13 protein-coding genes and 1 pseudogene are annotated in these 12,378 nt (G+C 68.2%); 4 read left to right on the top strand and 10 right to left on the bottom strand.

From position 1 onward, the window contains the following. Positions 1 to 56 precede the first annotated feature (56 nt). The 6 genes from ACWEN6_RS24925 to ACWEN6_RS24900 form a co-directional block, all read right to left on the bottom strand. On the bottom strand, positions 57 to 2,093 hold the full coding sequence (locus tag ACWEN6_RS24925; RefSeq protein WP_452573226.1) for a hypothetical protein: 2,037 nt from the start codon (positions 2,091 to 2,093) through the stop codon (positions 57 to 59). After that, on the bottom strand, positions 2,093 to 2,476 hold the full coding sequence (locus tag ACWEN6_RS24920; RefSeq protein ID WP_452573224.1) for a hypothetical protein: 384 nt from the start codon (positions 2,474 to 2,476) through the stop codon (positions 2,093 to 2,095). Before ACWEN6_RS24920 ends, ACWEN6_RS24925 begins: the two co-directional genes overlap by 1 nt. Further along, complete coding sequence (locus ACWEN6_RS24915; RefSeq protein WP_452573222.1) at positions 2,473 to 2,706, bottom strand: hypothetical protein; 234 nt, start codon at positions 2,704 to 2,706, stop codon at positions 2,473 to 2,475. The genes ACWEN6_RS24920 and ACWEN6_RS24915 overlap by 4 nt, the downstream gene beginning before the upstream one ends. Then, positions 2,703 to 3,473 carry a DUF2637 domain-containing protein gene (locus ACWEN6_RS24910; RefSeq protein ID WP_452573220.1) on the bottom strand — a complete coding sequence of 257 codons (771 nt, stop codon included), beginning with the start codon at positions 3,471 to 3,473 and terminating at the stop codon, positions 2,703 to 2,705. The genes ACWEN6_RS24915 and ACWEN6_RS24910 overlap by 4 nt, the downstream gene beginning before the upstream one ends. Before the next feature lie 158 nt (positions 3,474 to 3,631). Then, positions 3,632 to 4,294 carry a DUF6907 domain-containing protein gene (locus ACWEN6_RS24905; RefSeq protein WP_452573218.1) on the bottom strand — a complete coding sequence of 221 codons (663 nt, stop codon included), beginning with the start codon at positions 4,292 to 4,294 and terminating at the stop codon, positions 3,632 to 3,634. A 116-nt stretch (positions 4,295 to 4,410) separates the two neighbouring features. Further along, a complete protein-coding gene (locus tag ACWEN6_RS24900) occupies positions 4,411 to 4,596 on the bottom strand; it encodes a hypothetical protein (RefSeq protein ID WP_452573216.1) in 186 nt (61 codons plus the stop codon). A 105-nt stretch (positions 4,597 to 4,701) separates the two neighbouring features. On the opposite strand from ACWEN6_RS24900, the gene ACWEN6_RS24895 reads away from it, so the two are divergent. After that, positions 4,702 to 4,953, top strand: a complete 252-nt coding sequence (locus ACWEN6_RS24895; protein WP_452573214.1) for a hypothetical protein — start codon at positions 4,702 to 4,704, stop codon at positions 4,951 to 4,953. A gap of 367 nt (positions 4,954 to 5,320) precedes the next feature. On the opposite strand, the gene ACWEN6_RS24890 is transcribed toward ACWEN6_RS24895, so the two are convergent. Continuing rightward, positions 5,321 to 5,536 (bottom strand): hypothetical protein, encoded by a 216-nt coding sequence (locus tag ACWEN6_RS24890; RefSeq protein WP_452573212.1) that lies wholly within the window; start codon positions 5,534 to 5,536, stop codon positions 5,321 to 5,323. 402 nt (positions 5,537 to 5,938) lie between these two features. Here ACWEN6_RS24890 and ACWEN6_RS24885 point away from each other — a divergent pair, with 402 nt between their 5' ends. Beyond that, positions 5,939 to 6,559, top strand: a complete 621-nt coding sequence (locus tag ACWEN6_RS24885; RefSeq protein WP_452573211.1) for a DUF6461 domain-containing protein — start codon at positions 5,939 to 5,941, stop codon at positions 6,557 to 6,559. Between the two features lie 336 nt (positions 6,560 to 6,895). On the opposite strand, the pseudogene ACWEN6_RS24880 reads toward ACWEN6_RS24885, so the two are convergent. Then, a pseudogene (locus ACWEN6_RS24880) lies at positions 6,896 to 7,114 on the bottom strand (tyrosine-type recombinase/integrase); the annotation flags it as partial. Between the two features lie 863 nt (positions 7,115 to 7,977). On the opposite strand from ACWEN6_RS24880, the gene ACWEN6_RS24875 reads away from it, so the two are divergent. Further along, positions 7,978 to 8,481 (top strand): NADAR family protein, encoded by a 504-nt coding sequence (locus tag ACWEN6_RS24875; RefSeq protein ID WP_452573492.1) that lies wholly within the window; start codon positions 7,978 to 7,980, stop codon positions 8,479 to 8,481. An 86-nt stretch (positions 8,482 to 8,567) separates the two neighbouring features. Here the strand turns inward: ACWEN6_RS24875 and ACWEN6_RS24870 are convergent, their stop codons facing one another. Both ACWEN6_RS24870 and ACWEN6_RS24865 read right to left on the bottom strand, forming a co-directional pair. Further along, positions 8,568 to 9,038, bottom strand: coding sequence for a hypothetical protein (locus tag ACWEN6_RS24870; protein WP_452573209.1), 471 nt, complete (start codon positions 9,036 to 9,038; stop codon positions 8,568 to 8,570). Positions 9,039 to 9,393: 355 nt separating this feature from the next. Beyond that, positions 9,394 to 9,696 (bottom strand): hypothetical protein, encoded by a 303-nt coding sequence (locus ACWEN6_RS24865; RefSeq protein ID WP_452573207.1) that lies wholly within the window; start codon positions 9,694 to 9,696, stop codon positions 9,394 to 9,396. A gap of 11 nt (positions 9,697 to 9,707) precedes the next feature. On the opposite strand from ACWEN6_RS24865, the gene ACWEN6_RS24860 reads away from it, so the two are divergent. Next, positions 9,708 to 12,302, top strand: coding sequence for a tetratricopeptide repeat protein (locus ACWEN6_RS24860; protein ID WP_452573205.1), 2,595 nt, complete (start codon positions 9,708 to 9,710; stop codon positions 12,300 to 12,302). The last annotated feature ends 76 nt before the right edge of the window (positions 12,303 to 12,378 follow it).

The raw sequence follows: 12,378 nt of genomic DNA, 5'->3' as shown, positions 1-12,378 counted from the left end.
TGTAACCCTCCCCCCATGCCCCCGCCCGTGGCACCCGCAGGGGTGCCACGCGATCATCAGACCTCGGGTCGCTTGGGCATCAGGTAGCGCTGCGTCTCGTCGTCGTACCCGCCGAGGATGCCCGCCTCGACCAGCCGCTTGAGCTGCTTCTGGACCCATGACCGGGACATGTCGGTGGTCTCCCACAGCGGCTTGAGGTCGCCGGAGGAGAAGTCCCGGGCGCCCACGCCCCACAGCACCTGCAAGTGGTGCATCAGCGCCGCGCCTCGCTCCTCGGGCGTCATCCGCTGGGCGGGCCCGGTGAACGTCAGCGGCGGTTCACCCTCGTTGAGGTCGGGGATCTCGTCGTCGAGGCCGGCCTGGACGGTCGGGTCGGGGTCGTCGGTGTTCAGGTACTCGCTGGCCACGTTGCGCACCTCTTCATCGTCGTCGCCGGCGGCCTGCTCGTCGAGGGGGGCGTCCTGCGGCGCCGCGGCGTCGTGCGGGGTGCGGGTGAGGCGGGACAGCTCGGCGGTGCCCGGGTCGATCTGCTTGGCAGCGGCCGGCCACTGCGCGGCGTGGGCGCGCATCGCGGCGTTGGCCTGCTCGTCGTCGAACACGTCGCCGACGATGCCCCACGCGAAGGTGCGCAGCGGCATCGCGATGCGCCCGTCGTCGATGGAGGGGGCGTCCAGGTAGGCCATGCCGGGCTGCTTGTTGGACCACAGCTCCGGCCGGGCGCCGGCGTCCTGCTGCGGCTCCGACAGGCCGAACGACGCATCGGCGGCGTTCTCCACGCCGAAGCACATCTTGGCGAGCTGGCCGCGCGCCAGGGTCGGCATCTGGGTGTAGTCCGAGCGCTGCAGGGACAGCACCACCGTGCCGCCGGCCGAGCGGATGGCCTTGAGCAGCGACAGGAACGACTCCTGTTCCTTGTCGGTCAGCGCGTCGTAGACGTCGGGGAACTCCTCGATCCACAGCACCCAGTAGGTCAGGCCGCAGCCCTTGACCCACTTCTGCAGGCCCTTGGCGGCGAGCTGGTCGGTGCGGGGCTTCACCTTGGCCTGCATCTCGTTCAGCAGGGCCTTGGCGCCGGCCTTGGTGGTCTCGAAGCGGTGCAGCGCCGCGGCGAGCGGGCCGAGGGTCTGGTCTCCCTTGGTGATGTCGATGGCGAAGACAGCGACCGCCTCGCTGTCGTCCGCGCTGCCGTCCCGGGTGACGATCTCGGCGAGGAAGTTCCACGCCCCGCCGATGGACTTGCCGGCGCCGGTCTGCCCCATGATCTGCACGTGGTGGCCGACGATGACGTAGGCGATCTCGTCCAGGTCCTGCCACAGGCCGGGTCGGATCGGGTCGGCGATCGATCCTCCCGGCCGGGACGGGCCCGGCCACACAATCGGGTGCTTCATCACGCGGGGGTCGGAGATGGTGACCTTGGCCTTGGACGCGTCGTCGGGGTCGATCGCGGTCACGATCGACCCGGGCGGCAGCGGGATCCCCGACTCCACGTAGGCGACCTTCTTCTGCAGGTCGTCGGCCGTCTGCCGGCCGGGCTCCAACTGGACCTCGCCCTCGACCTTGTGCGCGGTGGCCTTGACGGTGCGCGCCTCGACGGCCGGCATCCCGGCGCGCGCGGCGCCCTGGCCGAACAGCAGCGCCAGCGGGTCGGCGACCGCGCCCGGGTCGTCCCACCCCTTCAGCCGGATGACGGTGCGGATGTTCCACGTCAGGGCCATGGTGACCCCGCCGAGCACGCCGAGCCGCCAGATCACCGGGTGGCCGGGCCCGGCGATGATGCACGCGATCGACCAGACCCCCGCGAGGAACGTCGAGGCGGTGGTGTGGGTCTTGCCCCACACGCCCCGGGCGTGGGACTGGCCGTAGGCGACGCCGGTGAGGATGACCACGCACACCGTGGCCACCGACGCCCACGCGCCCATCGTGCCCGGGTCCGGGCTGTACAGCACGAAGTGCAGGGCGGTCGCCAGGCCGTAGCCGAGCAGGCCCACCAGCCACGGCATCAGGATCGCCGCAGCCTTGGACACCTCCCGGGCCGCGACCTTGGCCAGCGAGGACTCCTCGACGGTGGCGATCTCGCGGGTGCGGGTGGCCATCATTCCTTGCCCCAATCGAACGTCGACTTCTTCGGCTTGGCCTGCGGCAACACGTCGATGAACTCCTTACGGAACTGGGCGTGGAACTTCACCAGCTCCACCCCGGCGCCCTTCTCCAGCTCGGCGGCGCGCTTGAGCCGCCGGACCACGCGGCGGGCCCGCAGCTTCACATCAGGGGCGCCGAGCACCGCCAGCACCGGGTGACCGACGAACGACCGGATCAGCACCGCGTACAGCTCGTCGGCGCCCACGTTGAACTCCTCGCCCAGGTCGCGGCACAGGTCGCGCCCCACCTTGGCGTACTGGGTGACGGCCACCGGGCCCTCCCAGGGGATGGCCGACAGCTCGGGAATCCGGCTACGGCCGGGCCTGTCGTTGCTCACAGGTCATCTCTCCAGGTGTCGCGAGCCACGTGGGCGAACTGGCGGGACAGCACCGAGATCCGGCGGGTGCCGAGCGCCGCGGCGAGCAGCGCGTCGACCGCGCCGGCCGCCAGCACGACCACGTGGCCGAGGTAGGCCAGCGCCAGCAGCAGCACGGCGAGCGCGGCGAGCAGGCGAGCGCGGACAGGGCGAGCACGGGGGGCGTCGGTGACGACGTACACGGTCCTCACGGCGTCACCGTCGTCCCGGCCGTGGACGACCCGTTGAGAGACGGCACGGCGGGCGCAGCGGCCACCATCTGCGGGGCGGCTGGCCATGCGATTGCGGAGTGGGCCTGTTCCGCCTCGGTGATGATCTCCTCGGCTTCCCGCTGCTCCAGTCCCCACCGGTTCATGAGGGCCCGCCGGCCGACCCGCTTGTTGCCCGGCTTGAGGCTGTCCTCGAAGGCGAGGCGTGCCGCCTCGAAACGGTCGATGGGCAGGACCTGCACGATCCGCTCCACTTCGACGACCTTCTCCACGGGGCGGCACACGTGCACTTCCGCGGGGGGCGAAGTGACCCTCTCGGTTGCCTTCCGGCCGGTGCGCACGAGCCACATCAGCAGCTCGTAGGCGCCGACGAACGCGACCGGCGCAAGGGCGCTGAGCAGGCGCGACCCCATGCCGCCGTTCCATCCGTGCGCGACGTTGGCGACCAGGGTGACGATGCCGCCGACGGCCAGGGACGCCCACGCCAGGACCGGCACAGGCAGGCGCCGCCGCGAGCAGTAGACCATGACCAGCGACGCCATCACGATGACGCCGTCGGACATCGCCGGGTACAGCACGGCCATGTCGTGCCGCTCTCCGAGGGCGATGGCCAGCCCGTAGAAGTGGTGGTACGAGACGTACGCCGCGGCGCCCGCGACGCCCAGCAGGACGAGCACCGCGACGCCTCGGATGAGGCGGTCACCGCTGGCGCTTGTGCCGGTCTGCGTGGACGGCTCAACGAGCGGCACAGACCGCTCTCGACGGCGCCGTATCGGCGCGGTGAGCCGCGCGAGAACACGGCGAGGTACGGCGATCAACGCGCCGTTAAAGTGGGCCATGGATCGGACCTCCACTGTCCGGTCAAGGCCCCGGCCAGGTGGTTGCACACCAGGCCGGGGCCGGCTTATTACGGCTGACCCTTGCGGGCCCGGCCGATCTGGCGGAGAAGGGCGACGACGAGCGCCTCGGCCTCGTCGACCGAGCCGTACAGGTGGCCGTCGACCTCGATGACCGTGCCGTCGTCGGGGGTGTGGGTGAGCCCGATGCGGGCGTCGCCCTGGCGGGCCAGGGGAACGATCTCGTCGTCGCCGGTGCACAGCTCAGGGACGTCGGGGTCATGGCGGGTGCACCACGGCTGGCATTCGGCGGCCCCCCCGGGCGCCGAAGGCTGCGTGGTGACCCGCCCGGTGATGGCCAGCTCGATCAGGTCGGCACCGAACTCGGCGGCCTCGTCGAGGGTGACCCGGACGGTGTAGGCGTCGCGGTTGTCGTGCAGCTCGACCACGGGGCCGGCCTCGCGGACGTCCTGCAGCAGCGACGCCATCAACGACGGCGGGCTGTAGCGGTAGACCGGCGGCTCGGCGTACGGGCCGAACTGCTCGGCCTGCTCGAGGATGAGTGGCACCGAGCGGGTGTCGCTCTCGTGCAGTCGGTCGTCGGGGCTGTCGGAGGCGCGGTGACCGGTGGTGCACCACGTGGGGCAGGGCTGGGTCAGCCAGTACGGCCGGTCGTAGGTGGTAGTGGTGGCGGGGGTGCTGGCGTCGGCGTTGACGCCCTTACGCTGGTTCATGGTGCAGGAGCTCGCTTCCTGTGCAAGGCCTCCGCCTCGCGCTGGTATCGCTTGGCGGGGGCCGTCTTACTTTTCGGGGGTTGCGGGCGGCCCGCCCCCACGGGCCGCCCTGCCGCCTAGCGGCGGGCCTGGCGGGCGCGGTGCTCGGTGACGATGTCGACGAGCTCTAGGCGCTGCGCCGGGTCGATCTGGGCCACGACCTTCTCGATCACCTCGGCCGGGCTGATCTCCGCCAGGATGGCGATCATCAGGCGGGTGGCCCGGTCGTTCTCGGTGAGGGTTTTGAAGGCGGTGGCGGTCATTTCGTTCTCCCTTGCTCGAACCTTGTGGGTTCACAGTATCGCGTTAACTATGGAGGTTCAAGGTTTTCTGTGAGAAACTTTGGGGGTCCACGGAAAGGGGCGATCATGGCCGACGACGGCGACCACACCCACCAGCAGCGATTCCGCCTACCGCTCGTCTGGTGGCAGACATACGCCCGGGTCACCGAACGACTCGGCACCAACCGCACGGCCCGCATCTTGGAGCTGATCCGTGCCGACATCGAGCAGCATGGTGACGAGGAGGATCTCCAGGCGCTCGCGCAAGGGGACGCGGAGTTGGCCGAGCGGCGCGCACGGAAGGGAGGCCGGCCCCGGAAGGTGGCCGGCGACGCGTGAGGCTGTCGCGCGAGGCGGAAGTAAGAACGGCGTGGTGTAGCAACGGGTGTAGCAACGGCGGTTAGTTCACGTGAGTTCGCGAGAGTTCGCACAGGGGCAAGACCAGCCAAAACGAACCTGTCCGAACCTGTGAAAACCCCCCGCCGGAGACTACGGATCAGAAGGTTAGGGGTTCGAGTCCTCTCGGCCGCGCCGCAGCTCAAGGGCCACTTCCGATCATCGGAGGTGGCCCTTTTGCTATGCGTACAGCAGTGAAGTACAGCAACGCGGCCACACGTAGACGGCCGTCGGCAGACACCGCTCGTTGAGACGCGTGACTTTCGTGGGAGCTGAGAACGGTCCTCGGGCGGCCAAGGCCGGCGCTCGCTCAGGCGCCGCCGAGGTCATCTCGGAGGCGGCGAACCCAATCGGCGGGGAAGACCTGCTCCAGTCGCTCTTTGCTGATCTCCAACAGCCCCTCCTTCGCGAGGGGAAGGAGTGCGCCGTTCTGTACCGCTGCGTGATTCTCGGGCGCCGGACAGATCAGGACGGCGAGGATCCGGCACGTCCGTTGCAGATCTTCAACCCCACTGATGTGGATCATGCTCTTGATGGGCGGAAGCGCCTGCTTGTTGCCGCGTGTGCTGCGCTCCGGGTGTTGGTCATGCCGTTGACAGTAGGCCACTCGCCCGGGACATCCAGGTGTCGAAGCTGCGGTATGTGGCGGCGCTGGCGCGCAAGCAGGCCGAGGTGCTGTAGGACCTACATTCGCTGCCGACGAGCCGAGAAAGTCCATCCTGCGATCTCGAAGCCCGATATGCGGCTCGCCGCGGGTGCCGACGGTGCTACCGCTTGCGAGTAGTGCCGGCCTCGAGATGCTGGAGCTCGGCCAGCGCGGGCCTGCTGGACCCCTGGCAGCAGTTCGTCCTAAAGGGGCGCAATCTTGTCTTATCTACCTGCGAAGATCTTGCACATCAACTCCCCTGAAAGCGATGGAGCTTCATAAATGAGCGATGGCGGGCCTGCGGGGTCTGAGGTGTATCGCTACTACCAGCGGCTACTCAAGGATCACTGGCTGGAGACCGGCATCTGCTGGACCGTTGTCGTTGCCGACGACGGAAAGCCGCTCACGCTGACCGAGATCGGCGAACGGGTGAGTGGCGGCGTAAGTCACGAACTCCACGAGGCGGCGCGCTTCGAGGACGACTACTCCGACGATGGCGCCTGGGCGGTACTGGTGGGCCAGTCCGGCTCGGCGACCGAGTTGTTCGAGTACAACGGGTTTCACAGCGTCTGTCCCCCAGTGCTTCCGCGTCTCAGCGCTGGTGGTCGTGCCTACAGCGTGTACTGGAACGTGAACGCCACGAACCACGTCGGCTTCGCCGCCGACGGGGAGATGCTCCTCATGCTCGATGCCATGTACCCGGAGAGGTGGGTGCACGAGCCGAATCTCTCGCGTTGGCCGGAGCTGATGGCGATGGCGCCACACTTCAGATGGAGGAGGGGCAAGAGTTGGCGGGCGGCAGCGCTGGCGACGATCGAGCTGACCACGGGGGCCAGGCTGAGCTTGGAGTGGCTTGAGCAGGAGCGTCCGTATCTCACGTGTCACGACCCCGTGGCGGACTGAGGAGAAGCGGCGACCGCGGATCCCAGCCAGGTCTGAGGAGGCCGGGAGGCCGGTATGCCAACCTAGGGATGGCGACCAGACCAATCGTTCTTGCTAACGCCCGTGCTAACGACGTCCTTGGACAGCGCTGGACGCCTCTGGAAAATGATCAAGACGGAGGGGCCGCTGAGCAGGCGCTTCTGACAGCAGTGGATGTCTGTGGACGATCTCGAACTGGCTACGGATCAGAAGGTTAGGGGTTCGAGTCCTCTCGGCCGCGCAGCAGGTCAAAGGCCCTCCGGGATCATCCGGAGGGCCTTTGTCGTTGGCGTACAGCAGGGGTATACAGCAACGCCGTCAGTCGTCACCGTCCGAACTCTGGTTCAGCCGGTCGAGCGCCCTCCTGGTCTCGGCCGACGGGATCTGTGTGTAGACGTCCATGGTCATCGAGATCTGCGAGTGTCGCATGATGCGCATCGCCACCCGCGGGTGAACGTCGAGGGCGGCCAGGAGCGAGGCGCAGGTGTGCCGAGTGTCATGGACCCGGATAGGCGGAACGCCCGCCTTCCGGCGGTGCGCCTCGAAGGCCCGTTAAAATTGCGCGGTTCGATAGGCGTGCCGTTGCGCGTCGTGATGACCAGGTCGGATCCGTGCCACTTGTCCCCCGCCTTCTCGCGCGCGTCATTGGACTCGCTGACGGTGGCGCAGCGCCGAGACGCAGAGCCCCAGCAGTGGGAGGGAAGCCGTCGAGTCATCGGTCTTGGTGGTCTCGCGGTTGAGGCGCTGTCTCCGGACACGATTGAGCTCACGTGAGACCCATAGCTGTTCGCCGGCGAGGTCCACGCAGTCTCATGCGAGGCTCAGCACTTCGCCGCGGCGCAGGCCGAACACGAGGATCAGCACGTAGGCCGCGTAAAGCGGGTCGTCCTCCTCCCGGAGGTGCTCAAGCAGCCGCCGGGCCTCGTCAACGCTTCACACCCCGTGTCGCCGCTTCTTCTTGGACTTGCTCGTGTGCGGCGACGTTGTCAGCGCGGCGACGTTCTGCGAGATCAACCTTCTCCGATGGCATTGTTCCAGCGCGGAACGTAGGACCCGACGGATGCCGGCGATCGTGCTACGCGACGGGTAACTCTTGCAGCACCGTCGCTCGGCGCATCACCGTCGCTTGGATCCGGCCGCTTGTGGTCATTCTTTTGATCGCAGCAGATACAGCCCGCGGCGTTCTCCTCATGCTTTGCATCACGAGATTACGATTTCCGGCTTCACGTATATGTGTAGCGTCTAGGCGCTATATAACGCGGACAGCCTGACACCGTCGCTGCATGGGTTTTCGTCTGCTGTTCGTGTCGGTGCGGCGGTCAATGGCGGAGGCGGTCGATGTGCGGGATGTGGCTGGACTGGTCGAGGTGGCGAAGCGGGGGGAGCGGATCAAGTACTTGATGTTCTGGGGGCATCGACCTTCGCGTTCCGGTGGGGCCGGGGCCGGGTGCCTGTCGCAGTGGTGGCCGGCGGAGTTCGTTGTGGACGGCGTGGTCTACCGCACCGCGGAGCACTTCATGATGGCGGAGAAGGCGCGGTTGTTCGGTGACGAAGAATCCGTCGCGGCGATCGTGGCGGCCGGCCATCCGAAGCAGGCAAAGGATCTCGGGCGATCGGTGCGGGGTTTCGACGAGGGAAGGTGGGCGGCGGCCCGCTTCGACCTGGTGGTGCGCGGCAATCTCGCCAAGTTCGAGCAGCATGCCGACTTGCGGGAGTTCCTGCTGGGCACTGGTGAGCGGGTGCTGGTGGAAGCGAGTCCCGTCGATCGTGTATGGGGGATCGGATTGGCGGCCGACGACGAGGAAGCCGGGAATCCGGAGTCGTGGCACGGACTGAACCTGCTGGGGTTCGCTCTAATGGAGGTAAGGCAGGTTCTTCGGCGCTCGCCACCGGTCATGGCATGATCGCGTGCCGGGGCGGGTCTTCCGGAACCGGAACAGGGCGTCGCTGCGCGAGGGCGGCTTGGCGTCGCGGAGGTGATCGCGTCGGCTCACCCGCCGCAACTGGAGTAGCTCCTGCTGCTGAGGTACTCGTGGATCAGCCAGCCCTTCTCCGTCTTGCGCAGCGTCAAGGTTCCCAGCCTGTTGGGGGTCTCCGATGGCTTCGTGCCCGCGGAGAGAGTCCATCCTTCGCCGCAATATCCACTGACCTCGGCCTTGGTGCCTTCTGTCTTGAGGCCGGAGGGAACCATCTTCCGATAGGCGTCCGCATCGGTGATCCTGCCGTGGAACAGGTTGACGGCCTGCTCACAGGTGCTCATCTCATTCTCGCGCGCGAACAACTCCTGCGCGGCCGGCGACATCAGATTGCAAGCGTCCTCGCCCTTGTCGTCGGCGATGTACGCGGTGAGTCTCGTTAATGTCTCCTGCGGTGTGTCCGCGCCTTCGGGCTCGCCGCTGCCGCAGGCCGCAACGGTCAGGGAGGACAGCAGAAGGGCAAGTGACAGAGGGTGCGGACGCATGTTGTTCCCATTCGATGGTCAAGCAGTGCGGTCGCGCCGACTTTACCTATTTCTGCGAGGGGTCATCTGCTTTTTTCTGCGACCTCCGGTCAAGGAAGTCTTGTTGATGTCAATAAGTAGGCGATTGGCGTTGGAAGTTACGTCGATGCCGCTCCGTCCGAATCGGCTTTCGTGCGAGTCGAGCTGCTTCGCCTGACCGGGACGAACACCGACAGCCGGGCCGGCCGCGTCGTCACGTGACGCGAGCCGCGGTGGCGGCCTGGCTTCACTTGGTGTGTTGTTTCCGAGTGAGCCGTCGGCGGGCGGGCGGATGGCTCACCGCCTGGCGGGCCGGTGAGCCATCCGGTGCGTCGGGTCAGCCCCGCCAGATCTTGACCGTCAGCACATTGTCGTTCATCAGGTCGCCGACGTACGGCGTCGGCAGTGCGTCCGTGTGATCCGGATGCTTCGTCGCATGTTCTCTCCCCGTTCGGGCTGGGTGATCCACCCCAGACGTCGTCTGGACACTGGCCGGCACGGCCGGCGTGACGTCGATCGTGGCGCGCGGATGGGTCAGTGGCCCGGATTCCCGGACGATCCCGGACGCTCGCACTTGGCGGGCGCCAAGGCGCGCACTACCGTTGCGAAGATCGGACGCCGCGGGGGCGGCGGAGGTCATGAGGAGAGTTGGTGCGCACATCCGCCGCCGCAGACGGTGTCCCGTTACCGGATCCGGGCGAGGCACGGTCACTGGACGAACTGATCGAAAGGGTCCAGCGGCTGAAGATCTGGGCCGGCAACCCGTCGTACAACGTGATCAAGGACCGTATCAACGCCGCCTGGCTCGCGGCGGGCCGGCCCTCCGGTGAGCTGGCACGCAGGAGCACCATCGCGGACTGCTTCCGGCCCGGACGCCGGCGGGTGAACGAGGACCTGCTGATCGCGGTGGTCCAGGCGCTGCACGACGATGCCGGCTATCTCGCGCAGTGGCGTCAGGTGCTCCGCGTCATCCACGGTGAGACGCAGGCCGCGCGTCAGGTACGGGTCCAGGGCACCTTGCCCGGGAGCGTTTCCGGTTTCATCGGGCGTTCTTCCGAGATCGACCGGCTTCGACGGTCACTACGACAGGGCGAAGACGCCGGCGCGACCTCGGTCGTCTCGGCGATTCAGGGCATGGCCGGCGTCGGGAAGACGCAGCTCGCACTCCAGGTGGGCCGGGTGCTGGCCGCCGACGAGCCGTTCGACCACGTGTTGTTCGTGGATCTCCGGGGCTTCCACCCCGACCCGGCTCAGCCACCTGCCGAGCCGGATGCGGTTCTGGACGGGTTTCTCCGGCTCCTGGGCATGCCGGCAACGCTCATCCCACCCCGCCTCGCGGACCGCGCGGCCGCCTACCGCAGACGGCTGGCCGGCACCCGGACTCTCGTCGTACTGGACAACGCCGCCACCGAGCAGCAGGTCGAGCCCCTGTTACCCGATGACCCCCGATGCGTCGCCCTGGTCACCAGCCGGCGCAGCCTGACGACCCTTCCGGGATCGACGCAGGTGACGCTGGATGTGTTCGCGCCCGGCGAGGCGCAGGACTACCTCGTCTCGGCCGTGCCGGGTGTCGCCATGGGTGACGATCCCGCCGCCCTGGAGAGGGTGGCGCGTCGCTGCGGGCACCTGCCGCTGGCGCTGGCCCTGCTGGCGGGGCATATGCGGGCCAAGGCCGACTGGACGGTCACCGACCACGCGGACCGGCTCGAAGCGCGCCACCGCCACAATCGGCTGGACACCGGCGTCGAAATGGCGCTCCGGCTGTCCTACCAGGGCCTCTCGCCCGACCGTCAACGGCTGCTGCGTCTCCTCGCGGTCCACCCTGGCCAGGACTTCGACGCGTACGCCGCCGCGGCGTTGACCGACCACGACGTGCGGACCACCGGCCGGCGGCTGCACGAGTTATGCGGCGATCATCTTCTGCAGCAGAGCGTCCCGGGCCGATTCATCTTCCACGATCTGGTTCGTGCGTACGCCGCCGATCGTGCGGATGAGGAGGATCGCCCGGCCGCCCGCCGCGCCGCTCTCACCCGCCTGTTCGACTACCACCTGTTCACGGCGTCGGCCGCGATGGACCTTCTGATCCCGGCCGAACAGCACAGCCGGCCACGCGTACCGCCCTCCGTCATGTCCGTTCCGCCTCTGGAAGATCTCGCGGCCGCCCGCGGATGGCTCGACGACGAACGGTCGAATCTGATCGCCGCGGCGGGTCATGCCGCCGCGCATGGCTGGCCGGCCCACGCCACCCGCATCGCCACCACCCTGTTCCGCTACCTCGATGCCGGAAGCCACTATGCCGATTCCGTCGCCGCTCACACCCACGCGCGCGATGCCGCCCACAGCAGCGGCGACCGTGCCGCCGAGGTCCATGCGCTGACCTACCTTGGGATCGGCTACCTACGTCAGGGCCGGCACTCCCAGGCAGCGGAACATCTTCGGCGGTCTCTCGGCCTGGCTCGGGAGATCGACGACCCTGCCGGGGAGGCTCGCGCGCTCGGCAACCTCGGTGTGGTGGCCGAGCGGTCCGGCCGCTACCGGGAGGCCATCGACTTCCACCAGCAGGCCCAGAGCCTGTTCGGCAGGATCGGCAACCGGATCGGTGAGATCCGTGCGCTCGGCAACCTCGGCGTGGTCGCCGAGCGGCTCGGGCACTACGAACAATCCCTCGAGTACCAGCAGCGGGCCCTCACCGTGGCTCGCGAACTGGGCGATCGGATCGGTGAAGTGCATGCGCTGGACGAGCTCGGCTACGTGCACCAGCGGCTCGGCCGGTACCAGCGGGCCGTCGACCATCACCGGCAGGCGCTGGCCGTGGCACGGCAGATCGCGGCCCGCTCCGGCGAGGCGGCGGCGCTGAACAACCTGGGCGCGGCGTACCGAAGGCAGGGCCATCTCGACAAGTCGGTGGACCATCTCCACCGTTCCCTCGCCCTCTGGCACGAGATCGGCAACCCCATGGGCGAGATCGACGTCCGCAACGATCTGGGTGAGACACATCTGGCCGGTGGCCGGCCTGAGCAGGCCCGCCACCAGCACATCCTCGCGCTCGACCTCGCCGGTCAGCTGGGGGATCGGTACCAGCAGGCCCGCGCCCACAACGGCCTGGCCCACGCCAGGAAGGCCGATGGCGACATCGACCAGGCGCGCCATCACTGGCGACAGGCACTGGCCATCTACCAGGCGCTCGACGTCCCCGAGGCGGACGAGGTCGCCGCCCATCTGAAAGGCCTGGCAGGGACAGTCTGACGCTCCTTCACGAACCAGAGGGCCAGGGTTCGAGTCCTCTCGGCAGCGCCGGCCAGGAAGGCCCGTCACCAGGGAA

The organism is Sphaerisporangium sp. NPDC004334 (assembly GCF_053602655.1).
This window is presented reverse-complemented; position numbering and strand designations above follow the sequence as displayed.